Source organism: Burkholderia pyrrocinia (genome assembly GCF_003330765.1).
GTDB classification, from domain to species: domain Bacteria; phylum Pseudomonadota; class Gammaproteobacteria; order Burkholderiales; family Burkholderiaceae; genus Burkholderia; species Burkholderia pyrrocinia_B.
On record NZ_CP024903.1, the window covers coordinates 666,990 to 691,019 of the forward strand.

At 68.8% G+C, this 24,030-nt stretch carries 18 protein-coding genes; 8 read left to right on the forward strand and 10 right to left on the reverse strand.

What is annotated here, in order from left to right:
- Nucleotides 1–22: 22 nt before the first annotated feature.
- The 3 genes from CUJ89_RS20460 to CUJ89_RS20470 are packed head-to-tail and all read right to left on the reverse strand — an operon-like array spanning nt 23 to nt 3,681.
- Complete coding sequence (locus CUJ89_RS20460) at nt 23–928, reverse strand: metal-dependent hydrolase (protein ID WP_114179299.1); 906 nt, start codon at nt 926–928, stop codon at nt 23–25.
- Nucleotides 929–958: 30 nt separating this feature from the next.
- Entirely contained in the window at nt 959–2,746 is a 1,788-nt protein-coding gene (locus CUJ89_RS20465; RefSeq protein WP_114179300.1) for an SDR family oxidoreductase, read from the reverse strand.
- A 38-nt stretch (nt 2,747–2,784) separates the two neighbouring features.
- On the reverse strand, nt 2,785–3,681 hold the full coding sequence (locus tag CUJ89_RS20470; protein ID WP_114179301.1) for a M24 family metallopeptidase: 897 nt from the start codon (nt 3,679–3,681) through the stop codon (nt 2,785–2,787).
- A 563-nt stretch (nt 3,682–4,244) separates the two neighbouring features.
- Here CUJ89_RS20470 and CUJ89_RS20475 point away from each other — a divergent pair.
- The gene (locus CUJ89_RS20475) at nt 4,245–5,522 is read left to right on the forward strand and encodes a haloacid dehalogenase-like hydrolase (RefSeq protein ID WP_114179302.1); all 1,278 of its coding nucleotides are present in this window, start codon (nt 4,245–4,247) and stop codon (nt 5,520–5,522) included.
- 81 nt (nt 5,523–5,603) lie between these two features.
- Here CUJ89_RS20475 and CUJ89_RS20480 read toward each other — a convergent pair whose 3' ends face one another.
- The 3 genes from CUJ89_RS20480 to CUJ89_RS20490 form a co-directional block, all read right to left on the reverse strand.
- Nucleotides 5,604–6,377 carry a slipin family protein gene (locus CUJ89_RS20480; protein ID WP_114179303.1) on the reverse strand — a complete coding sequence of 258 codons (774 nt, stop codon included), beginning with the start codon at nt 6,375–6,377 and terminating at the stop codon, nt 5,604–5,606.
- Nucleotides 6,374–7,930 (reverse strand): NfeD family protein, encoded by a 1,557-nt coding sequence (locus CUJ89_RS20485; protein ID WP_114179304.1) that lies wholly within the window; start codon nt 7,928–7,930, stop codon nt 6,374–6,376. Before CUJ89_RS20485 ends, CUJ89_RS20480 begins: the two co-directional genes overlap by 4 nt.
- Before the next feature lie 121 nt (nt 7,931–8,051).
- Nucleotides 8,052–9,086 carry an AraC family transcriptional regulator gene (locus tag CUJ89_RS20490; RefSeq protein WP_114179305.1) on the reverse strand — a complete coding sequence of 345 codons (1,035 nt, stop codon included), beginning with the start codon at nt 9,084–9,086 and terminating at the stop codon, nt 8,052–8,054.
- 137 nt (nt 9,087–9,223) lie between these two features.
- Here CUJ89_RS20490 and CUJ89_RS20495 point away from each other — a divergent pair, with 137 nt between their 5' ends.
- The 6 genes from CUJ89_RS20495 to CUJ89_RS20525 all read left to right on the forward strand — a co-directional run bounded on the left by CUJ89_RS20495 (nt 9,224) and on the right by CUJ89_RS20525 (nt 16,711).
- The gene (locus CUJ89_RS20495; RefSeq protein WP_114181469.1) at nt 9,224–10,357 is read left to right on the forward strand and encodes an acyl-CoA dehydrogenase; all 1,134 of its coding nucleotides are present in this window, start codon (nt 9,224–9,226) and stop codon (nt 10,355–10,357) included.
- Nucleotides 10,358–10,519: 162 nt separating this feature from the next.
- Nucleotides 10,520–12,226, forward strand: a complete 1,707-nt coding sequence (locus tag CUJ89_RS20505; protein WP_114179306.1) for an AMP-binding protein — start codon at nt 10,520–10,522, stop codon at nt 12,224–12,226.
- Between the two features lie 113 nt (nt 12,227–12,339).
- On the forward strand, nt 12,340–13,869 hold the full coding sequence (locus CUJ89_RS20510) for a CoA-acylating methylmalonate-semialdehyde dehydrogenase (protein WP_114179307.1): 1,530 nt from the start codon (nt 12,340–12,342) through the stop codon (nt 13,867–13,869).
- A gap of 18 nt (nt 13,870–13,887) precedes the next feature.
- On the forward strand, nt 13,888–14,787 hold the full coding sequence (gene mmsB, locus CUJ89_RS20515) for a 3-hydroxyisobutyrate dehydrogenase (protein WP_046548443.1): 900 nt from the start codon (nt 13,888–13,890) through the stop codon (nt 14,785–14,787).
- Nucleotides 14,787–15,575, forward strand: coding sequence for an enoyl-CoA hydratase (locus tag CUJ89_RS20520; RefSeq protein ID WP_114179308.1), 789 nt, complete (start codon nt 14,787–14,789; stop codon nt 15,573–15,575). Before mmsB ends, CUJ89_RS20520 begins: the two co-directional genes overlap by 1 nt.
- Nucleotides 15,572–16,711, forward strand: a complete 1,140-nt coding sequence (locus tag CUJ89_RS20525; RefSeq protein ID WP_114179309.1) for an enoyl-CoA hydratase/isomerase family protein — start codon at nt 15,572–15,574, stop codon at nt 16,709–16,711. Before CUJ89_RS20520 ends, CUJ89_RS20525 begins: the two co-directional genes overlap by 4 nt.
- Before the next feature lie 40 nt (nt 16,712–16,751).
- Here CUJ89_RS20525 and CUJ89_RS20530 read toward each other — a convergent pair whose 3' ends face one another.
- Nucleotides 16,752–17,657: a LysR family transcriptional regulator gene (locus CUJ89_RS20530; RefSeq protein WP_114179310.1), complete on the reverse strand. Its 906-nt coding sequence runs from the start codon at nt 17,655–17,657 to the stop codon at nt 16,752–16,754.
- A gap of 180 nt (nt 17,658–17,837) precedes the next feature.
- Between CUJ89_RS20530 and CUJ89_RS20535 the strand changes: the two genes are divergently transcribed.
- A complete protein-coding gene (locus tag CUJ89_RS20535) occupies nt 17,838–19,376 on the forward strand; it encodes an MFS transporter (protein WP_114179311.1) in 1,539 nt (512 codons plus the stop codon).
- A gap of 15 nt (nt 19,377–19,391) precedes the next feature.
- Here CUJ89_RS20535 and CUJ89_RS20540 read toward each other — a convergent pair whose 3' ends face one another.
- Genes CUJ89_RS20540 through CUJ89_RS20550 form a run of 3 tightly spaced genes read right to left on the reverse strand, consistent with a single transcriptional unit; the run spans nt 19,392 to nt 24,003 of the window.
- Nucleotides 19,392–20,765: an efflux transporter outer membrane subunit gene (locus CUJ89_RS20540; RefSeq protein ID WP_114179312.1), complete on the reverse strand. Its 1,374-nt coding sequence runs from the start codon at nt 20,763–20,765 to the stop codon at nt 19,392–19,394.
- A gap of 11 nt (nt 20,766–20,776) precedes the next feature.
- Entirely contained in the window at nt 20,777–22,807 is a 2,031-nt protein-coding gene (locus tag CUJ89_RS20545) for a MacB family efflux pump subunit (RefSeq protein WP_114179313.1), read from the reverse strand.
- A 2-nt stretch (nt 22,808–22,809) separates the two neighbouring features.
- Entirely contained in the window at nt 22,810–24,003 is a 1,194-nt protein-coding gene (locus tag CUJ89_RS20550; protein WP_114179314.1) for an efflux RND transporter periplasmic adaptor subunit, read from the reverse strand.
- Nucleotides 24,004–24,030 lie beyond the last annotated feature (27 nt).

Genomic DNA, 24,030 nt, shown 5'->3' on the forward strand with positions numbered 1-24,030 from the left:
GCCGCACCCGCAAGAAACCCGGTTACGCGCCCTTCGTCGTGCCCCAGTTGCCGCCGTGCGCGGCCGCCTGCGCGGCCGGCGAGCGCGCGAGGTATTCGAGCGCCTGCTCGGTCGAACCTTCGTGGTGCGGCGTATAGCTCGGCTTGAAATAGCGCAGCGCCGCGCCGATCACCTTCCAGAACGACGGCAGGTGCCCGCGCCGCGAACCCTGCCACCACGCGCGCACGAAGCCCGGGTAGCGGCCGGCGTCCGGGTCGCGCGTGTACATGAACTTCGCGCCGGTCGTGATGTAGTAGAGCAGCAGCAGGATCACGAACGCCATGTGCATGCAGCGCTCCGGATAGGTGCCGCCCAGGTGCCGGTAGATGTCGAACGCGACGGTGCGATGCTCGACTTCCTCGGCGCCGTGCCAGCGCAGCAGGTCGACCATCGTCGGATCGGCCTTGCTTTCGTCGAGCCCGTGCGCGTTGAGCACCCAGTTGCCGAGATAACCGAAGAAATGCTCGAGCGACGCGATCACCGCGAGCTGCTGCCGCAGCCAGAAACGCGTATGGCCGATCTTCAGCCCGAGCGGCTGTTCGCCGAGCACGCGCGTGAACAGCCGGTTGAGCTTTTGCGTGAACGGCTTCGTGTCGATCCCGTGCCGGTCGTAGTAGTGCTTGAGCACGCCGCCGTGCGAGCGCGAATGCACGGCTTCCTGACGCAGGAAGCCTTCGGCCTCGTCGTGCAGGCGCGCATCGGCGATCAGCGGCAGCGCCTTGTTGTACACGCGGCAGAACCACAGCTCGCCTTCCGGGAACAGCAGGTTCAGCGTGTTGATGATGTGCGTGCTGCCCGGGTCGTTCGGCACCCAGGTGATCGGCGTGTCGCTGAAGTCGAACTTCACGTGCCGGGCCTTGATCTTGTGATATTCGGCGGGTTCGGTCATGGGTGTCTCCGTGTGCGGCGTCATGCGCCGTCAATGCGATGCCATGCTGACGCGGGCGATCATCCGGCCGAGCCACGGCATGAAGCGGCCGACAAAGCGCATCGCATGCGCTTCGCCGCCGACCGCGACGACGGGGCGGTTGCGCAGCACGCCGTCGACCATCGCCTGCGCGACGGTTTCGGGTTTCAGGCCGCGCATCTGGTACAGCCTGGTTGCGCGCTTGCGCAGCCGTGCTTCGTCCTGCGCGTTGGCGCCGGCGTACTGCGTCGACGCCATGATTCCGGTTTCCGCGAAGCCGGGGCACACGGCCGTCACGCCGATGCCTTTGTCCGCAAGTTCCGCGCGCATGCATTCGCTGAGCATCAGTACGGCGGCCTTCGTCGTCGCATAGGCGGGCAGGTCGCGCGACGGCCCGAACGCGGCGGCCGACGCGGTGTTGACGATGTGGCCGCCGGTGCCGCGCGCGGCCATCTGCTGCGCGAACAGCCGCGAGCCGTGGATCACGCCCCACAGGTTCACGTGCAGGATGCGCTCCCAGTGCCGCGTGCTGGTGTCGAGGATGCCGCCGGCCATGCCGATGCCCGCGTTGTTGATCACGATGTCCGCGCCGCCGAGTTCGCTGCCGACCCAGGCCGCCAGCGCTTCCATCTCGTCGGCGGACCCGACGTCGACGCGTTTCGCGTGCGCCTGCGCACCGGTCAGCCCGATCAACAGCGCGGTGCGCTCGGCGCTGGCGAGATCGATGTCGCACGCGACGACCGTCGCGCCTTCGCGCGCGAACGCGAGGGCCGCGCAGCGGCCGATGCCGCTGCCGGCGCCGGTGACGACCGCGACCTTGCCGCTGAAGCGCCCGCTCGTCGCGCGGCGGCGCGCGTTGGCGAGCGCGGGCGGTTCGTTGCCCGATTCGACCGCGTCGATCAGTTGCCCGGCGAGGTCCGCGAAGCGCGCGGGATCGGCGAGCGGCAGCCAGTGGCCGGCCGCGACCTCGCGGCGGTAGTACTGCGGCACCCAGCGCGACAGGTTCTCGGACAGCGCGGGGCTCACGTACCTGTCGCCGAGCGGCACGATCGTCTGCACGGGCGCATGCGCGTAGCGTTCGCGCGGCACGAACAGGCAGCGGATGAAGTTCGCGCGATAGAGGCGCACGCCGCGCGCGCCGTCATCGGCCTGCGTGGCGCGCGGCGTGACGGGCGTCTTTTCGATCCGGCGCAGCAGGCGCGGCCAGGCGCGGCCGAGCCAAAGCCGCCAGCCGAGCTCGGGGATGAACGGCAGGTGGAACAGGTACACGTACCACGACCGCAGGAGCTGGCCGCCGAGCTTGGCCAACGACGCGGGCGTCGGGCGCAGCACGCGCTCGCGCAGCCAGAAGCCGACGTGGTCGAGGCACGGCCCCGAGCACGACGTGTATGACGCGATGCGGCCGGCGAGCCGCGGATCGGTGACGAATTCCCAGCCCTGGATCGAGCCCCAGTCGTGCGCGATCAGGTGCACGGCGCGGCTGGGGCAGAGCGCGTCGATCACCGCGATGAAGTCGTCGGTCAGTTTCGCGAGGTGGTAGTCGGCCGTGCGCTTCGGCACGCCGGACAGGCCCGCGCCGCGCACGTCGTACGCGATCACGTAATGCTTGTGCGCGAGCAGCGGCGCGACGTGCTGCCAGACGCTGCTGTCGTCGGGATAGCCGTGCACCAGCACGACCGGCGAACGGGCCGGGTCGCCCCAGGTCCTGACTGCGAGCGTCAGGTCGCCGGAGGCGACCGCCGTCTCGCTGTGAACCGATTCGAACAGGGCCAGCGGCGCTTCGTCGGAAAGAGGCTGCATCGTGAGTCCGTTGTTCAGGGAGTCGGGGAGCGGGGGTGTCAGGCGGCGGCCTGCACGGTTGCAACGGCCTGCGTGCGTTCGGCCTGGCGGCGCTGCCAGCGGCGCACGTGCGGCAGGTCGTTGTCGAGCCAGTACGCGTCGTCGTCAGTGATCACGAGCAGTTCCTCGAATTTCGCGCCGACACCGGCGAAGCCGAGATGCGGCTCGACCGCCCACAGGCCCGGCACGGGCGCATGCTCGGAGCGGCGGTCGATCGACCATAGCGGCGACCAGCCTTGCTGCTTCGCCGCGCGGCCCTGGTCGAGCAGCAGGTTGCGCGTCGCATTCAGCCCGAAACGCGCGACGAAGCGCGGCTTCGACAGCTTGTGGATCTTCGCGACGCGATGCGCGAGCACCTTGAACGGATAGGCCTTGTGGCGCGGTTCGACGCCCTGGCGGCGGCACAGCGCGTCCACTTCCTGCGCAACCTCGGCCATCGACCGGCGCTCCTTCACGAGCCGCACGATCATGTCGCGGTGGTCCATCAGGTCGTCCTGAAGTTGTTCGAGGATCGGGTTCTCGCCGAGGCAGTGCGCATAGCCGACGTCGGCGACGATGCCGTCGAGCACGGGCGCGACGTCGAGGATCACCGGCATGTCGGTTTCGAGCTGCCGGTTGCTCGGGAAGAACGCGAGATTGAAGCCGCCCATGTGTTTGAGGCCCGAGAAGCCTTTGAACGCGGTGCGGTCGCCGAACCACGCGAACGGCTTGTGCAGCCAGTCGTGCACGCCGTTGTCCTGCAGCCATTCGGTCAGCAGGCGCGCGGCTTCCTTCTCGGTGATGCCCGGGTAGAGCATCGCGCCGACGGTTTCGACGCAGCGGTACGCAAGCTGCTGGACCGCGCGGAATTGCGGCAGCTCGTCGAGGTGGACTTCCGGCAGCGGGTGATCGGACATGGTGCGTCTCCAAATGTCGGCCAGAGTTGGCGCTTCCGCGCTTACTCGGGTCCTGTGCAAAGCAGGGCGCTGATCCGGAATGCATCCGCTGGTGTTCCCGTCGCGAATTATTCAGTCAGCATTTAATGTGCCATTGATTGATGTAACGATAATAGCGGGTTCGGCGTGGCGCGCCAGCCCCCGGGGGTGAGGATTTCTCCTAATGAAGGGCCGAAATGGAGGGGAGACTCTAGGTTGCCGGCGGTTGGGGCCGGATGGCCGTCGGCGCGCACGCAGGGATCAGGGGCCCCGGCCGGACGTTGTCACGAGCGGTTCCGGCGCCGGCCCGGATGGCCGCGCGCGTGCGGCCGCCTTGCGACGGCCCGGCATGTCGCGCCGGATCAAGTCCCCGTCGCGTCGCGACGTGACGCTGTCAAATTGCCGAAATAATTTCGTCACATCATTCGCCCCCGGTTCGGAGCCGTCCCGGCTTCGCCGCGCCGATGAGCCGCCGGTGCGCGGTGCGCCGCGCGGGGCAGTGCCCGAAGCCGATTCGAGATTCGACATTTCCACGGAGAGAGACCATGCAACGCCGCCAGTTCATGAATACCCTTGCCGCAGCGACTGCTGCGACGTCGCTGATGCTAAAGGCCGGTACGGCCGACGCGAAGAGCGCAACCGCGCCGGATGCGCTGGACCCGGGCCGCTGGTCGCCGTTCAACGCCGCGCGCCTGCAGGCGGTGCTCGACCGGCATGGCGTCGCGAGCGCGCACTACGACGAAAAGCGCCGCCCGTACGCGGTGTTCGACTGGGACAACACGTGCATCATGAACGACTGCGAAGAGGCGTTGCTGATGTACCAGATCAACCATCTGCAGTACAAGCTGACGCCGGACGAATTCGTCGGCGTGATGTGGAAGGACGTGCCGAAGGGCGCGTTCATGAAGGACTACACGACGATCGACGGCAAGCCGGTGACGATGGAGGATCTCGCCGCCGACGTCGAATCCGACTATCGGTGGCTTTACGCGAACTACAAGGGATTCGGCGGCGACAAGAGCCTCGACGAGATTCGCGAGACCGATCAGTTCAAGGATTTCCGCGCGAAGCTGTACTTCATGTACGACGCGATCTGCGACACGCATCCGCTCGAGATCGGCTACAAGTGGATCATCTACTTCTACAAGAACATGACGACCGCCGAGCTGCAGGCGATGGCGGAAGCGTCGGACAACTACGGTATCGGCGATGCGCTGCGCAAGGTCCGCTACGAAAGCCCGAAGACGCTGCCGGGCAAGGCCGGCGTGGTCGCCGACACGCATTTCCACGGCATCCGCATCCACGAGGAAATCCGCGCGGTGATGCACACGCTGCGCGCGAACGGCATCGACGTGTACGTGAGCACCGCGTCGCTCGACGACGTCGTGCGCGTGTTCGCCGGCCATCCGAACTACGGCTACGGCGTGCCGCCGGAGAATGTGATCGGGCTGCGTCTCGACATGCAGGACGGCAAGTACACGAGCACCTATCCGGCCGGCTGGCACTTCAACTGGGGGCCCGGCAAGACGGTCGGAATTCGCAACGTGCTCGCGTCGAAGAAAGGCTACGGTCCGCTGCTGGTGTTCGGCGACAGCGACGGCGACGCGTGGATGCTGCGCGATTTCAAGGACACCGCGGCCGGCGTGATCGTCAACCGGATGAAGAAGGGCGAGATCGGCGCGGACAGCAAGCTCGCGGCCGAGCAGATCGGCAAGTCGGACGCGCGCTTCCTGCTGCAGGGCCGCGACGAGCACACGGGCCTGATGATCCCGGACGAGAAGTCGATCAAGTACGGCAAGACCGATCGCAAGCTGCTGGCTTGACGAGCGCGGGGCGCCGGGCCGCTGCTGCCCGGCGTCCATCGGGATCGACGGCAGCGTCGCGCGGGCCGGAAAACGAGCGTCTCAGCGCTCGCGCGGCGCCCCCAACCGCTCCAGCAACGCTCCCAGCAAATCGATCGGCAGCGGAAACACGATCGTCGAGTTCTTGTCCGCGGCGATCGTCGTCAGCGTCTGCAGGTAGCGCAGTTGCATCGCCTGCGGCTGCCGCGCGAGCGTTTGCGCGGCCTGCAGCAGTTTCTCCGATGCCTGCAATTCCCCTTCCGCATGAATCACCTTCGCGCGCCGTTCGCGCTCGGCCTCGGCCTGCCGCGCGATCGCACGGATCATCGTTTCGTTCAGGTCGACGTGCTTGATCTCGACCGTCGACACCTTGATCCCCCACGCATCGGTTTGCGCGTCGAGCGTCTTCTGGATGTCGGCGTTCAACTGCTCGCGCTCGGCGAGCAGCGCGTCGAGTTCGTGCTTGCCGAGCACCGAACGCAGCGTCGTCTGCGAGAGCTGGCTGGTCGCGTCGAAGAAGCGCGCGACCTGGATCACGGCCTTCTCCGGGTCGACGACGCGGAAATACACGACTGCGTTGACCTTCACCGACACGTTGTCGCGCGTGATCACGTCCTGTGGCGGCACGTCGAACACGACGGTGCGCAGGTCGATCCGCACGACCTGCTGGACGATCGGGATGATCAGCACGAGCCCTGGCCCCTTCACTTTCCAGAACCGGCCGAGCATGAACACGACGCCGCGCTCGTACTCGCGGAAGATGCGGATCGACGATGCGACGAGTACGACGACGAAGACGATCAGAACGCTGCTGAAGCCGAACGTGTAACCCATCATGACGGTTCTCCGTGGTGTTGTTCTTGCACCGGCGTGTCATACAGCGGCGCGACGGTGAGCATCAGCCCGTGGCGGCCCGTGACGCGCACGCGGCAACCGGCGGCCAGCGGCGCGCTGCTCGCGACGCGCCACCGCTCGCCGTGCACGAGCGCCCAGCCGGCAGCCGACGGCGCGGGGTCGCCGTCGCGCGGCTGGTCCGCATGCAGGCCGTCGTCGAGCACTTCGCCGATGCTGCCGAGCATCGCCTCGGCGCCCGTCACGACCGGGCGCCGCCGCGCGCGCAGCGCGACGCTCGACACGCCCGCGACGAGCAACCCGCCGCCGAGCGCGAGGCTCGCAATGACGGGCCACGGAATCCCGTAGCCGGGCACATCGGTGTCGATCAGCATCAGCGCGCCGATCGTGAACGACACGATCCCGCCGAAACCGAGCACGCCGAAGGTCGGCAGGAACGCCTCGGCGACGAGGCAGCCGAGACCGAGCAGCACGAGGCCGAGGCCCGCATAGCTGATCGGCAGCAACTGCATCGCGAACAGCCCGACCAGCAGGCAGATCGTGCCGGCGACGCCCGGCAGCACGAAGCCGGGGTTCGCGAATTCGAAGAACAGGCCGTAGATGCCGATCGTCAGCAGGATCAGCGCGACGTTCGGATCGGCGATGATCAACAGGAAGCGGCTGCGCCAGTCGGGTTCGACCACGACGAGCGGCGCATGCGCGGTGGCGAGCCGCACCGTGCCGGCGGTGGTCGTCGCGCTGCGGCCATCGAGCTGGCGCGCGAGGTCGGCCGGATCCTGCGCGATCAGGTCGACGACGTGCTGCGCGCGCGCCTCGCTGGCCGACAGGCTGACGGCTTCGCGCACCGCGCGCTCGGCCCATTCGGCATTGCGCCCGCGCAACTGCGCGAGGCCGCGGATATAGGCCGAGGCGTCCTGCATCGCCTTGCGGATCTCGGTCGATTGCGTGTCGGTCGGCAGCGCGGCCGGCGACGAGCCCGAGGCACCCGATGCACCCGACGTCCCGGCCGGGGGCGCCCGTGGCGCAGCGGGGTTCGCGCCCGGCGGCGCGGCGCCGCCGACGCCGATCTGCACGGGCGACGCCGCGCCGAGATTGGTGCCGGGCGCCATCGCCGCGAAGTGGCTCGCATAGACGATGTAGGTGCCGGCGCTCGCGGCCCGCGCGCCGCCCGGCGCGACGAACGCGGCGACCGGCACCGGCGAGCCGAGGATCGCCTTGATGATCTGCCGCATCGACGTGTCGAGGCCGCCGGGCGTGTCGAGCTGCAGGATCGCGAGCGGCGCGTGCTCGCGCGCGGCGCGCTCGAGCGAGCGAACGATGAAATCGGCGCTGGCCGGCCCGATCGCGCCGTTGATGGGGATCACGATGACCGGGCGAGCGGCGGGCGCCTCGACGGGCGCCGGCGCGGCGGCCACGGCACACACGACGAGCAGCGCCGCGAACAGCGCGGCGCGCGCGACCCGCGCGGACAGCGGGTGACGGGGGCGGCCGTCGGGCGCGGAAGGCGCCGGCGGAGGCCCGTGACGGTGGAAGCGCATCGGGGCGTCCGGGCGGCGCGCGGACGCGCGCTGTCCGGCTCGCGGAAAGGGCGTTGGCCCGATGCTTAAAGATTAGGCGGTTTCGGCGGAAAGCGCGAAGGCGCGGCCGCGCCGGCCGGATTCAGCCCGCGCCGCCGCCCCGCGCGAGCACTTCGTCGCGATAGTCGGCCGGACTGCGGCCGCTCCATTTGCGAAACGCGCGGTAGAACGCGCTCGGCTCCGCGAAGCCGGTCGCGGCCGCGACGTCGGCGATCGTGCGGGCGGGGTCGGCCAGTGCCTCGAACGCGAGATCGCGCCGCAGCGTGTCCTTGATCGACTGGTACGCGTGGCCTTCCTGGTGCAGCTTGCGGCGCAGCGTGGCCTCGGCCACGTGCAGCCGCGCGGCCATCCCGCCCGCGCCCGGCCACGCGGCGGGCGGCATCCCGCGCAGCACCGCGCGCACCCGCTGCGCGAGCGCGTTCGGGTTGCGGTACTTGACGATGAAGCTCGCCGGCGCGTTGCGCAGGAAGGTCTTCAGCGTCTTCGCGTTCTGCACGACCGGCAGCGTCGCGAATTCGGGATCGAAATCGACATACGAATCGGGCTCGTTGAAACGCATGTCGTCGCAGAACATCGACGGATATTCGTGGTCGGCGGGCGGCGTGTCGCAGCGGAAGCTCGCATGCAGCAGCGGGATGCGCCGCCCGATCAGCCAGCAGGTGAGCCCGTAGACGATGATGAAATAGGTCGCGTACGTGAACATCGCGGGCGTCGCGCCGTTGTTGCGGTGCACGAAGCGCAACCGCACGCGCTGCGGGTTCGCGTCGAGTTCCGCGTGCAGGTCGTCGAGCACGCAGTGCATGAAATTCACCGCGCGCGCCATCGCGTGCAGCCCGTCGCGCGCGGACAGCGCGGCCTGGCTCATCGCGATGAAGCTGCCGCAGCGCATCGGGTGGCGATCCTGCCCAAAAAACTCGTCGTCGAGCGCGCGCGCAATCGCGTTCCACAGCGCGCCGTATTGCTGCGCGGACACGCGTGCGCGCGGTTGCCCAAGCAGCGCGGGCGCGATGCCGGCCTGCGCGAGCAGCGGCTCGGCCGCGACGCCGCGCCGGGTGGCGAGCGCGACGCTGTAGGCGACGAGGCTGATCGCGATGGTTCCCTTGTCTTCCTGCTTCATCGGTGTCGCCGGTGTGGCAAAAACGCTCAGTGTAAATGAGCGACGCGAGCATCGAACAGTCGCGCGCGCTTGCCTACACTTGTTGCATCGAAACGCAAGGACGGTCGCGCCCGGCGGCCGCGGGAGACAGCAGCACCATGGACGAGCTTTACACCGAAGACCAGCGGATGATCCGCGACGCCGCGCGCGCTTTTGCCACCGAGGTGCTGGCGCCGAACGCCGCGCAGTGGGACCACGACGCGCAGCTGCCCGACGCCGTCGTCGCGCAGCTCGGCGAACTCGGCCTGCTCGGGATGATCGTGCCGCAGGAGCTGGGCGGCTCGTATACCGACTACGTCGCGTATGCGCTGGCGATGGAGGAGGTTGCCGCCGGCGACGCCGCGTGCGCAACGCTGATGAGCGTGCACAACTCGGTCGGCTGCGGGCCGATCCTCGGCTTCGGCACGCCGGCGCAGAAGGACCGCTGGCTGGCCGACATGGCGTCCGGCCGCGTGATCGGCGCGTTCTGCCTGACCGAGCCGCACGCCGGCTCCGAGGCGAACAACCTGCGCACGCGTGCGGAGCTGCGCGACGGTAAATGGGTGCTGAACGGCGCGAAGCAGTTCGTGACCAACGGCCGGCGCGCGGGTGTCGCGATCGTTTTTGCCATGACCGACCCCGAGGCCGGCAAGCGCGGCATTTCCGCGTTCCTGGTACCGACCGACACGCCGGGCTTCATCGTCGGCAAGCCCGAGAAGAAGATGGGCATCCGCGCGTCGGATACGTGCCCGATCACGTTCGAGAACTGCGCGATTCCGGAAGAGAACCTGCTCGGCAATCGCGGCGAAGGGCTGAAGATCGCGCTGTCGAATCTCGAGGGCGGGCGCATCGGCATCGCCGCGCAGGCGCTTGGCATCGCGCGCGCCGCGTTCGACAAGGCGCGCCGTTATGCGGGCGAGCGCGTGCAGTTCGGCAAGCCGATCGCCGAGCATCAGGCGATCCAGCAGAAGCTCGCCGACATGGCCACGCAGATCAACGCCGCGCGCCTGCTCGTGCATCACGCGGCGAAGCTGCGCACGGCCGGGCTGCCGTGCCTGTCGGAAGCCTCGCAGGCGAAGCTGTTCGCGTCCGAGATGGCCGAGCGCGTGTGCTCGGACGCGATCCAGATCCACGGCGGCTACGGCTACCTGGTCGATTACGAAGTCGAGCGTCATTACCGCGACGCGCGCATCACGCAGATTTACGAGGGCACCAGCGAAGTGCAGCGGATGGTGATCGCGCGGCAGCTTTGAGTCGCGCCGGCCGCGCCGGCGGCAGCGATACGCAGGGCACGAGGGCATGGCGGTGAACGCGGCACGCAACGACGTGACCGTGCGCCGCGCAACAGGGAATCGGGCATGCGCTGCAGTGCATGCGCCGGTTGACCGCGAGGCATGGAGACTGGAGACAACACGATGACGGTACAGGCATTCCTGGACGCACGCGACTTTCTGCTGCGCCATCGCACCGACTACGAAACCGCCTATCGCGATTTCGAATGGCCGGTGCTCGATGCGTTCAACTGGGCGCTCGACTACTTCGACCCGATGGCGCGCGGCAATGACCAGCCCGCGCTGTGGATCGTCGACGCGGCGACCGGCACGGGCGATCCGTATTCGTTCGCGCAGATGTCCGAGCGCTCGTCGCGGATCGCGAACTGGCTGCGCGCGATCGGTGTCGGGCGCGGCGACCGGATCCTGCTGATGCTGCCGAACCGTGTCGAGCTGTGGGACGCGATGCTCGCCGCGATGAAACTCGGTGCGATCGTGCTGCCCGCGACCACGCAACTGTCGGCCGACGACGTGCGCGACCGCGTGCAGATCGGCGGCGCGAAATACGCGATCGTCGACGAGAACGAAACCGCGAAATTCGAACAGCCGGGCCTCGGCCTCGCGCAGCAGATCGTCGCCGGCGCGCCGCGTGCGGGCTGGCTCGCGATGAACGACGGCTACGCGGCGAGCGCCGCGTTCGAGCCGGACGCGGTCACGCACGCGGGCGATCCGATGCTGCTGTACTTCACGTCGGGCACGACGTCGAAGCCGAAGCTCGTCGAGCATACGCACCGCACCTATCCGGTCGGCCATCTGTCGACGATGTACTGGGTCGGCCTGCAGCCGGGCGACATCCACTGGAACATCAGCTCGCCGGGCTGGGCGAAGCACGCGTGGAGCTGCTTCTACGCGCCGTGGAATGCGCAGGCGTGCGTGTTCGCATTCAACTACGCGCGCTTCGAGCCGAAGGTCGTGCTCGATGCGATCGTCAAATACCAGGTGACGACGCTGTGCGCGCCGCCGACGGTGTGGCGCATGCTCGTGCAGCAGCCGCTCGCGTCGTTCGACGTGAAGCTGCGCGAGATCGTCGGCGCGGGCGAGCCGCTGAATCCCGAGATCATCGAGCGCGTGAAGAAGGCGTGGGGCATCGCGATCCGCGACGGCTACGGCCAGACCGAGACGACCTGCCTGATCGGCAACTCGCCGGGCCAGCCGGTCGTCGCGGGCTCGATGGGCCGGCCGCTGCCCGGCTACCGCATCGCGCTGCTCGATCCGGACGGCGCGGCCGTGACCGAAGGCGAGGTCGCGCTGCCGATCGGCGCCGATGCGCCGCGCCCGGTCGGGCTGATGAACGGCTACGCGAACAACCCCGACGCGACGACCTACGCGATGCGCGACGGCCATTACCGCACGTCGGACATCGCGATGCGCCGCGACGACGGTTATTACGTGTATATCGGCCGCGCGGACGACGTGTTCAAGTCGTCCGACTACCGGCTGAGCCCGTTCGAACTCGAGAGCGTGCTGATCGAGCATCCGGCGATCGCCGAGGCGGCCGTCGTGCCGAGCCCCGACCCCGTGCGGCTGTCGGTGCCGAAGACCTTCATCACGCTGCGGCAGGGCTACGAGGAAAGCCCCGCGCTCGCGCTGGAGATTTTCCGCTTCTCGCGCGAAAAGCTCGCGCCGTACAAGCGCATCCGCCGCCTGCAGTTCGCGGAGCTGCCGAAGACGATCTCGGGGAAGATCCGCCGCGTCGAGCTGCGCCGCCGCGAGATCGAGCGCGGCGACGACGCGACCGCGCGGATGCCCGGCGAATACTGGGAAGAAGATTTCGCCGCCGAGCTGAAATGACGTGACCGGGCCGCGGGCCGTGCGCCGCACTGAAGCGGCCGCGCCGCAGCCGACCTGAACCGGCCGCCCGTACGGTATTCCATGCGGGCGGCGTTCTGAAGGAGAAAGGATCGATGAACGCGAATTCGACGCCCCGCACGGGGCAAGACGTGCCGACGGTCAAGCTGCTGATCGACGGCGCCTTCGTCGAGTCCGCCACGAACGAGTGGCGCGACATCGTCAACCCGGCGACGCAGCAGGTGCTCGCGCGCGTGCCGTTCGCGACCGTGGCGGAAGTCGACGCGGCCGTGCAGGCCGCGCACGCCGCCTATGCGACGTGGAAGAACACGCCGATCGCCGCACGCATGCGCATCATGCTGAAGTTCCAGGATCTGGTGCGCTCGAACCAGCAGCGCATCGCGAAGACGCTGACGGCCGAGCAGGGCAAGACGATTCCCGATGCCGAAGGCGACATCTTCCGCGGTCTCGAAGTGGTCGAGCACGCATGCTCGGTCGGCTCGCTGCAGCTCGGCGAATTCGCGGAGAACGTTGCGGGCGGCGTCGACACCTACACGCTGCGCCAGCCGCTCGGCGTGTGCGCGGGCATCACGCCGTTCAACTTCCCCGCGATGATTCCGCTGTGGATGTTCCCGATGGCGATCGTGTGCGGCAATACGTTCGTGCTGAAACCGTCCGAGCAGGACCCGATGTCGACGATGGAACTCGTCGAGCTCGCGGTCGAGGCCGGGATACCAAAAGGTGTACTGAACGTCGTGCACGGCGGCAAGGAAGTCGTCGACGCGATCTGCTCGCATCCGCTCGTGAAGGCGATCTCGTTCGTCGGCTCGACGGCGGTCGGCACGCACGTGTACAACCTCGGCAGCGCGAACGGCAAGCGCGTGCAGTCGATGATGGGTGCGAAGAACCATGCGGTGGTGTTGCCCGATGCAAACCGCGAGCAGACGATCAATGCACTCGTCGGTGCCGGCTTCGGCGCGGCGGGGCAGCGCTGCATGGCGACGTCGGTCGCGGTGCTGGTGGGCGACGCGCGCGACTGGCTGCCCGATCTCGTCGCAAAGGCGAAGCTTTTGAAGGTGAACGCGGGCGCGGAAGCCGGCACCGACGTCGGCCCGGTCGTGTCGAAGACCGCGAAGGAGCGCATCCTGTCGCTGATCGAAGCAGGCGTGGACGAAGGCGCGAAGCTCGAACTCGACGGCCGCGACGTGACGGTGGCCGGCTACGAAAGCGGCAACTTCATCGGCCCGACGATCTTCTCGGGCGTGAATACCGACATGTCGATCTACACGCACGAAATCTTCGGCCCGGTGCTCGTCGTGCTCGAAGCCAACACGCTCGACGAAGCGATCGCGCTCGTCAACGCGAATCCGTTCGGCAACGGCGTGGGGTTGTTCACGCAGAGCGGCGCGGCCGCGCGCAAGTTCCAGAGCGAGATCGACATCGGCCAGGTCGGCATCAACATCCCGATTCCGGTGCCGGTGCCGTTCTTTAGCTTTACCGGTTCGCGCGGGTCGAAGCTCGGCGATCTCGGCCCGTACGGCAAGCAGGTCGTGCAGTTCTACACGCAGACGAAGACGGTCACCGCGCGCTGGTTCGACGACGACACGACGGCCGGCCCGGTGAATACGACGATTCGGCTGCATTGAGCGGCGGAGGACACGAAAATGAAAATCGGATTTATCGGCCTCGGCCACATGGGTGCGCCGATGGCGCTGAACCTGTTGAAAGCCGGCCACGAAGTGCACGCGTTCGACTTGAGCGCCGACGCATTGCGTGCACTGCAGGACGCCGGCGCGCAGGTTGCCGCGTCGCCGCGCGATGCCGCATCCGGCGCGACGTTCGTGATCACGATGCTGCCGGCCGCGCCGCACGTGCGCTCGGTGCTGACCGGCGAAAACGGCGTGCTGGCCGGCCTCGGCGCGGGCGCGACCGTGATCGATTCGAGCACGATCGACCCGGCGAGCGCGCAGGCGTTCGGCGCGCTCGTGCGCGAGCACGGCGGCGCGTTCGTCGATGCGCCGGTATCGGGCGGCACCGGCGGCGCGGCGGCCGGCACGCTTACCTTCATGGTCGGCGGCAGCGACGCCGATTTCGAGCGCGTGAAGCCCGTGCTCGCCGGCATGGGCAAGAACATCGTCCACTGCGGCGCGACGGGCATGGGGCAGGTCGCGAAAGTCTGCAACAACCTCGTGCTCGGCATCTCGATGGCGGCCGTATCGGAGGCGATGTCGCTCGGCGTCGCGCTCGGCATCGACCCGAAGGTGCTGGCCGGCATCGTCAACACGTCGACCGGCCGTTGCTGGAGCTCGGACACGTACAACCCGTATCCGGGCGTGATCGACACCGCGCCGTCGTCGCGCGGCTACTCGGGCGGCTTCGGTACCGACCTGATGCTGAAGGATCTCGGCCTCGCGAACGACGCCGCGAAGCAGGCGCGCCAGCCCGTCTATCTCGGCGCGCTCGCGCAGCAGCTGTACCAGACGATGAGCAGCCGCGGCGACGGGCAGCTCGATTTCTCGGCGGTGATTCGCCTGTACCAACCGGCAACCAAGAAGGACGCGTGATGATCGAACTGGACTACGTCGACGACGGCGCGATCGCGTGCGCGACGCTCAAGCGTCCGCCCGCGAACGCCTTTACCGCCGACGGGCTGCAGCAGCTGCAGGAAACCGTCGCAGAACTGAATGCAAACCCGCACGTGCGCGCCCTGGTGATCACGGGCGACGGTCCGAAGTTCTTCAGCGCGGGCGCCGACCTCAACACGTTCGCCGACGGCGACCGCGCGGTCGCGCGTGAGATGGCGTCGCGCTTCGGCGCGGCGTTCGAGGCGCTGCACGATGCGCGCGTCGTGACGATCGCGGCGATCAACGGCTATGCGATGGGCGGCGGCCTCGAATGCGCGCTTGCGTGCGACCTGCGGATCGCCGAGACGCATGCGCAGATGGCGCTGCCCGAGCCGTCGGTCGGCCTGCTGCCGTGCGGACTCGGCACGCAGACGCTGCCCTGGCTCGTCGGCGAAGGCTGGGCGAAGAAGATCATCCTGACCGGCGCGCGCGTCGACGCGGCGACGGCGCTCAGGATCGGCCTCGTGGAAGACGTGGTCGACAGCGGCGCGGCGCGCGACGCGGCACTCGCGCTGGCGCGCAACGTCGCGCGGCAGAGCCCGCACGCGGTCGCGTACAGCAAGGAGCTGATCGGCCTCGCGCGCCGCGGCGTGCCGCGCGGTGCGGCGCTCGCGGTCGAGCGCGAACGCTTCGTCGACCTGTTCGACACGAACGATCCGCGCGAAGGCGTGGCCGCGTTTCTCGGCAAGCGTGCGCCGCAATGGCATGAGGGAGAGCAGGAACGATGAGCACGCCGGTCACGACTCACGACACCTTGGCGGAGCACGCGCCCGAGGTGCTGTTCCGCGTGGTGAACCGCGTGGCGCTGATCACGCTGAACCGGCCGGCCGCGCTCAACGCGCTGTCGTACGCGATGATCGGCGAGCTGGCCGCGCTGCTCGAGCGCTGCCGCAACGACGACCAGATCGTCGCGGTCGTGCTGCGCGGCGCGGGCGAGAAGGGCTTCTGCGCGGGCGGCGACGTGCGCGCGCTGTACAGGATGGTGGCGCAGCGCGAAACCTGGCTGCCGTTCTTCGTCGACGAATACCGGCTCGACTACGCGATCCACACGTTTCCGAAGCCGGTGGTCGCGCTGATGGACGGCGTGACGATGGGCGGCGGCATGGGCCTCGCGCAAGGCGCGGCGCTGCGCGTCGCGACCGAGCGCAGCAAGATCGCGATGCCGGAGACCCGCATCGGCCTCGTGCCGGATGTCGGCGCCACGCATTTCCTGTCGCGCATGCCGGTCGAACTCGAACTGTACGTCGGGCTGACCGGCGCGATGCTGTCGGGCGCCGACGCGCTGACCGCGAAGCTCGCGGACCTGTGCGTGCCGTCCGCGTGGCTCGATACGTTCGAAGCGCGCATCGAAGGCGTCAAGTGGGACGGCGATGCATTGCCGGCGCTGCGCAAGGTGTTCGAGCCGCCGTGCAACGTCGTGCCGCACGCGGTGCTTGACAGCCAGATGCCATGGATCGTCCGCCACTTCGACAAGCGTTCGACCGTCGAGCGGATCGTCGCGACGCTGACGCAGGATCTCGCGCGCGACGAGCTGTCGCGCGAGCACCGTCAGTGGCTGCAGGCGACGCTCGACGCGCTGTCCGGCCATTCGCCGACGATGCTGCACGTGACGCGCGAAGCGCTGCTGCGCGGCCGGCAGATGACGCTCGCCGAATCGTTCCGGATGGAGCTTGGCATCGTCGCGCGCGCGATCGAGGAAGGCGACTTCTGCGAGGGCGTGCGCGCGCATCTGGTCGACAAGGATCGCAAGCCGCGCTGGGCGCCCGCGTCGCTCGTCGAACTGCGCGCCGAACGCGTGCGGCATTTCCTGACGTCGCCATGGAAGCTGTTTGCGCATCCGCTCGCCGATCTAGGCGCCGCGTGATTGCCCGACGCGCCGCGCGGCGCGTCGGTTTCAATTCGTCCTAGCGCTCGATCATCGGCGGAACCGCCTGCGCAAGCGCGTCGATCACGCAGCGTGTCTTGCGCGGCAGGTAGCGCGTCTTCGGCCAGAGCGCGTGAATGTCGCCTTCGCAGACGAAGCAGCGGTCGAGTACGACCGTCATCTCGCCGCGCTTCACGTAGTAATCGAGCAGCCAGCTCGGCAGCCACGCGATCCCGAACCCCGACGCGCCGGCCGTCGCGATCGCCTGCACGTCGTCGAAACTCAGTTGATGCTGCATGTCGACGCGTACCGTCGAGCCGTCCGGCGCACGCAGGTCCCACGGCTGCGGCACGCCCGAGCGTGAATACGCGATCGTCCGGTGGTGCTTCAGATCGTCGAGCGTCTTCGGCATGCCGTGGCGGGCGAGATACGACGGCGCCGCGCCGAGGCTGCCGTATTGCGTGCCGAGCCGCCGCACCGCGAGGCTCGTGCTGTCGGCGAGCGTGCCGATCCGCACCGCGAGGTCGATGCCTTCCTCGACGAGATCGACGAAGCGGTCGGTGATCGACACGTCGATCCGCAGGTGCGGATAGGTGCGCGCGAGGTCGAGCACGATGGGCGTCACGCAGTGGTGCCCGAACGCGAGCGGCACGCTCAGCCGCAGCTTGCCGCGCGCCTCGTGGCGGCCGCAATCGAGATCGGCTTCCGCCGCTTCCAGTTCCGACAGCGCGCGCACGCAGCGGTCGTAGTACGCCTGGCCGTCGTCGGTCAGGCTCTGGCTGCGCGTCGTGCGCTGCAAGAGCCGCGCGCCGAGCCGCTTCTCGAGCCGCGCGACCGCCTTGCCGACCGCCGAGCGCGTCATGTCGAGCCGCTCCGCGGCGAGCGCGAAGCTGCCCGATTCCACCACCTGGACGAAGGTCGTCACGCCGTCGAGTCTGTCGGTCATGGAAGGTCGCGCTGATTGAGTCCTGTGATTCCCCAGTTCGAAGAAATGTACGCGTCAATGGGGAGGGAAATTCTCACTATAGTACCGATTCCCGCTCAGCGCGCGTCGCCGGCCGTGCGCGGCGAATCTTCTTCGATCTGGAGGCGCGCGCGGCCCGTTGCGGGTCGCCGCGCAATACGCATGACGCTATCCGACTCCCGCAGGAATGCGGTCGCGCTCGCGGCCGTTTGTCTCACGTCGCTGATGTTCGGCCTCGAAATCTCGAGCGTGCCGGTGATCCTGCCGACGCTCGAACACGTGCTGCATGGCGATTTCAACGGCATGCAGTGGATCATGAACGCGTACACGATCGCGTGCACGACGGTGCTGATGGCGGCCGGCACGCTTGCCGACCGGTTCGACCGCAAGCGCGTGTACGTGATCGGCACCGTGCTGTTCGGCGCGACGTCGCTGCTGTGCGGGCTCGCGCCGAACGTGCCGGTGCTCGTCGCGGGCCGGCTGTTGCAGGGCGCCAGTGGCGGCGCGATGCTGATCTGCCAGATTGCCGTGCTGTCGCACCAGTTCCGCGAGGGCCGCGAGCGCGGCCGCGCGTTCGGGATCTGGGGGATCGTGTTCGGGATCGGGCTCGGTTTCGGGCCGATCGTCGGCGGTGCGATCGTCGCGCTGGCGAGCTGGCCGTGGGTGTTCCTCGTCCATGCGCCGCTCGCGGCCGTCGCGCTCGCGCTGATCGGCGGCGCGGTGCAGGAGTCGCGCGATCCGCACGCGGGCACGCTCGACGTCGCGGGCATCGTCACGCTGTCGCTCGCGGTGCTCGGTCTCGCGTTCTACATCACGCAGGGCGCGGAGCTCGGGCTGACGAGCGTGGCCGGCCTCGGCGTGCTCGGCGCGACCGTGCTTGCACTGGCCGGCTTCTTCGTCGCGGAACGTGCCAGCGCGCGGCCGATGTTCGACTTCTCCGTGTTCCGGATTCGCGCGTTCACCGGCGCGATCTTCGGCTCGATGGGGATGAACTTCAGCTTCTGGCCGTTCATGATCTACCTGCCGATCTGGTTCCAGGTCGCGCTCGGCTACGACAGCGTGACGGCCGGCCTCGCGTTGCTCGCGTACACGCTGCCGACGCTGGTCGTGCCGCCGTTCGGCGAACGGCTCGCGCTGCGCTACGGGCCGGGTGTCGTGATCCCGGGCGGCCTGTTCACGATCGCGGCCGGCTTCGCGCTGATGCGGCTCGGCAGCGCGGCCGGGCACGCGAGCTGGCTCACGATGCTGCCCGGCTGCGCGATCGCCGGCATCGGGCTCGGGCTCACGAACACGCCCGTCACCAACACGACCACAGGCGCGGTGCCGAGCGCGCGGGCCGGGATGGCATCGGGCATCGACATGAGCGCGCGGATGATCTCGCTCGCGCTGAATATTGCGATGATGGGCTTCGTGCTGGTCGCGGGGATCGTCGCGAGCCTGAAGGCCGGTGTCGCGGGCGCGGTCGATGGCAGCGCGCTGCGTACGCTCGCGCAGGAAATCGCATCGGGCCGCACCGACGGGCTGCAGGCGATTGCACCGGCGCTCGCCCAGGCCGACCCGACCGGCGCGGCACTGCACGCGGCGCTCGTGCACGGGTTCGGCTGGGTGATGGTGTACGGCGCGGCGGGCGTGGCCGTGCTCGCGACGGCGAGCGCGGTGGCGTTCGCGCCGGCGCGGCGTGGGGCGGCCGTGTGCGAGTGATGCCGGGCGCGACGGTCAGGACATGCCGCCGCCGAGCGCGCGGTACAGCGTCATCTGGTTGTTGAGCCGGTTCAGCCGGGTCAGCTCGTTGGCGCTTTGCGCGTTCCTCAACACCTGCTGCTGGTCGAGCCACGGCTGCACGGCGGTCGCGCCGGCCGCGAACCGCGCGGCGGCAAGCTGCTCGGCGCGCTGCGCCTGGGCCAGCGACAGCGCGCGCTGTTCGGCCTCGCGCTCGAGCTGCACGCGCGCCGACAGCGCATTCTCGACTTCCGCGAGCGCCGTGTAGAGCCGCTGGCGGAACCCGACGACGGCTTCCTCGTACTGCGTCTTCGACACCTTGATCTGCAGTTGCATCGTGTTCCACTGGATGAACGGCAGCGCAAGGCCGAGCCCGAGCGTGCCGACCGGATTCGCGAGCACGCGCTCGAGGCTCGTGCTCGACGTGCCGGCGGTGCCGGTCAGCGTGAAGGTCGGGTAGAAGCTGGTGCGCGTCGCGTCGACCTGCGCGAGCGATTCGCGCAGCCGGAATTCCGCCGCGCGCAGGTCGGGGCGCCGGCCGATCAGGCTGGCCGGCAGACCGGCCGCGACGTCCGGCGGCGGCGCGTCCGGCAGCGCCGACGGTTCGGCGGCGCGCTGCTGCGGCGGCCGGTCGAACAGGATCGCGAGCGCGTGGCGGTTTTCGGTGCGCTGCTGGATCAGTTGCGTCTGCGCGGCGCGTTGCGCGGACAGGCTCTGTTCGGCCTGCGCGAGATCGAGCCCCGACACGGCGCCGGCCGCGTGCCGCGACCGGACGACCGCGAGCGTCCGCGCCGCATACGCGATGTTCGCGTCGCCGAGCGCGATCTGCCGATTCAGATAGCCGATCTGCCAGTACAGCGACGCCGTCGTGCCGATCAGCGACAGCCGCGCGGCTTCGAGATCGGCCGCCGTTGCGTCGGCTTCCCAATGCGCGGCATCGCGCAACGCGGCCAGCCGGCCCCACAGGTCGATTTCATAGCTGAGCGAACCGTTGACGCCGCTCGACCGGCTGATCCGGTGCGTATCGAGCGTGCGCGAGACGGCGCCGTTCGCGCCGAGCGACACGGCGGGCGTCAGGTTCGTGTCGACGAGCCCGGCCTGCAGTTGCGCGCGATACACGCGTATCGCCGCGATCGAGAGGTCGTTGTTGGCGCGCAGCGCGTCGTCGATCAGCCGGTCGAGTTGCGGATCGCCGAAGCTGCGCCACCAGTCGCGCGTCGTGGCCGGCGCGTTGGCGGAGACCGGCGCCGCCCAGTTCGCGGGCATCGCGACGGCGGGCAACGGCTCGTGGCGCGTGGCCGTGCAGCCGGCCAGCAGCGCGGCGGCGCACGCGCATGCGACCAGGCGGCGAAGCGGTGAGGAATGCGTCATGGCGGGCTCCGTCAGTCGCGCGCGAGCGCATCGATCGGATCGAGCCGCGACGCGTTGCGCGCGGGCATGAAACCGAATATCACACCGGTGAGCGTCGAGCAGACGAACGCCGTCACGATCGCGCCGGCGGAAAACACCATCTTCCATTGCGCGACGAACATCGAGAACACCGCGCCGAGCCCGAACGACAGCGCGATGCCGATCGTGCCGCCGAGCAGGCAGACGAGCACGGCCTCGACGAGAAACTGCTGCAGGATGTCGGACTGGCGCGCGCCGACCGCCATCCGGATGCCGATTTCGCGTGTGCGCTCGGTGACCGACACGAGCATGATGTTCATCACGCCGATCCCGCCGACGACGAGCGAGATCACGGCGATCAGCGACAGCAGCAGCGTCAGCGACTGGCCGGTCTTCTCGACGGTCTTGACCACGCTGTCCATGTTGTACGTGAAGAAGTCCTTGCGGCCGTGGCGCTGGATCATCAGCTTTTCGAGGCTTTTTTCGGCGGCCGCGCTCGGCTGTCCGTCGCGCACGCGCACGGTGATGCTGTCGAGATGGCGCTGGCCGAACAGGCGCCCGCTCGCCGTCGTGTACGGCACCCAGACGTTCAGGCTCTTCACGCTGCCGAACGCGCTCTTCTTGTCGGCCGTGACGCCGATCACGACGCACGGCACGTTGTCGACCAGGATCACTTCGCCGACCGGATTGCGCGTCGCGCCGAACAGCTTGCGGCGTGTGTTCTGGTCGATCACGGCCACCTGCGCCTGGCGGCGCACCGCGTCCTCGTCGAATGCGACGCCCAGCGCGAAACGCATCCCGCGCGCCTGGAAGAAGCGGTCGCCGACGCCGCTCACGAGCGCGTTGACGTCGATGTTGCGGTAGCGCAGCAGCAGCGTGCGCGACGTCTCGGGCGTTGCGCTGTCGATGTACGGCTGCTCGGCGAGCGCGGCGACATCGGCGGGCACGAGGGTCTGGATCGTGTCGGCGCGGCTGTCGCCCCAGTCGGTGCCCGGATAGACGTTGATCGTGTTCGTGCCGATGCTGCCGATCTCGTCGAGCATGTAGCGCTTCGCGCCTTCGCCGATCGCGACGATCGACACGACCGACGTGATGCCGATGATGATGCCGAGCATCGTCAGCAGCGTGCGCAGCCGGTGCGATACGAGCGCGATCCACGCCATCCGGCAGGCCTCGGCGAAGCGGCCGGTGCCAGCCGCGAAACGCCGCGCGCGCGTGCCGGTGTCCGCGTCGGCGTCGGCGGGCGGCGGACTGTCTTGGCGATCGCGTGCGGACGGCGCGCCGGCTGTCGCTTCGGCTGCGTCGACGCCGGCTTTCGCGAGTGCCTCCGCGTAGTGGCGATTCGGCCGGTCGGAGACGATCTCGCCGTCGCTGATCTCGATGATGCGCCGCGCATGGCGCGCGACGGCCTGGTCGTGCGTGACGATGACGATCGTATGGCCGAGCGCGTTCAGCTCGTGCAGGATGCGGATCACGTCCTGACCGCTTTTCGTGTCGAGCGCGCCGGTCGGTTCGTCGGCGAGGATCACCTGGCCGCCGTTCATCAGCGCGCGTGCAATGCTCACGCGCTGCTGCTGGCCGCCGGACAGTTGCCCGGGCCGGTGGTGCGCGCGATCGGCGAGCCCGAGGCGCGCGAGCAGCGCGCGTGCGCGTTCGTGCCGCTCCGCGCGGGTGGTGCCCGCGTAGATCGCGGGCATTTCGAGGTTCGCGACCGCGTCGACGTGCGGCAGCAGGTGATAGCGCTGGAACACGAAGCCGAAGTGCTCGCGGCGCAGCTGCGCGAGTTCGTCGCTGTCGAGCATGTGCGTGTCGCGTCCGCCGACCGTATAGGTGCCTTCGCTCGGATGATCGAGGCAGCCGAGGATGTTCATCAGCGTCGACTTGCCGGAACCCGACGCGCCGACGATCGCGACGATCTCGCCCGCGTCGATCGACAGGTTGACGTTGTTCAGGACGACGACGTCCTTGTCGCCGGCCGGAAAGCGTCGCGTGACGGCAGCGAGTTTCAGCAGGGGCTGGCTCATCGTCACACCACGTCCGCCAGCGGCGCGTGCTCGTCCGCGGCGGCTTCGCCGATCACGACGCGCTCGCCGTCCTTCAGGCCCGCCAGCACCTCGACGCGCACGTTGTTGTTGATGCCGATGCGAATGTTGCGCGTTTCCGTGCTGCCGTCGGCGCGCAGCACGCGGACCGCATGGGTGCCGTCCTTGCGCTTCTCGCCGAGTGCGGCGGCCGGAATGCTGAGCGCGTTGCGCGCATTGCCGAGCACGATGTTGACCTGCGCGGTCATCGAAATGCGCAGCCGATGCTCGGGATTCGGCACTTCGAACAGTGCGTTGTAGAACACGGCGGAGTTTGGTTTCGTGCCGCCGCCTGCGCCGCCGCCGAGCGAGCTCTGCGCGTCGGCGAAGTTCTGCGGCGCCGGCTCGGTCGCGCGCAGCTTGCCGTAGTGGCGCTTGTCCGGTTCGCCGAGGATCGTGAAATACGCGGTCTGGCCGGCGTGCACGCGGATCACGTCGGCTTCCGAGACCTGCGCCTTCACGGTCATCGTGTCGAGATCCGCGAGCTTCAGGATCACCGGCGCCTGCTGCTGCGCGATCACGGTCTGGCCTTCCTGCGTGACGATCGCGACGACTTCGCCGTCGATCGGTGCGACGATGCGCGTGTAGCCGAGGTTGGCCTGCGCGGTCTCGATCTGGATGCGTGCCGAGCGGATCTGCGCGGAGAGCGACGCGAGGGTCGCGCGCTGTACGTCGAGCGTTGCGCGCGCGGCCTCGAACGACTCGCGCGACGTCGCATCGTCGGGCAGCATCGCCTGCTGGCGCCGGAATGCGAGTTCCGCCTGCGTCAGTTGTGCGGCGGTCGATTGCTGCTGCGCGCGCAGGCTCTCTTCGCTGGCGCGCGCCTGGCGCAGCGCGTTTTCCGAGATCACGGGATCGATTTCGGCGAGCCACTGACCCTTCGCCACCTTGTCGCCGAGTTTGACCTTCAACGTCTTCAACTGCCCGGAAACCTGTGCGCCGACGTCGACCTGCTTGAACGCCTGCAGAGCGCCAGTCGCGAGCACGGCGTTCTCGAGATCGCCACGCGTGACGGGTGCGGACAAGTACTGCGGATGCTTGTCGGGCGCGCAGGCCTTCAGTGCGACGCCGGCGGCGATCGCGACGATGGTCAGGGTAGCCAGCACGATGCGCCGGCGGCGATGGGTCTTCTGGGTCATGAGAACGCTGCGAGGATGAAGCGATGC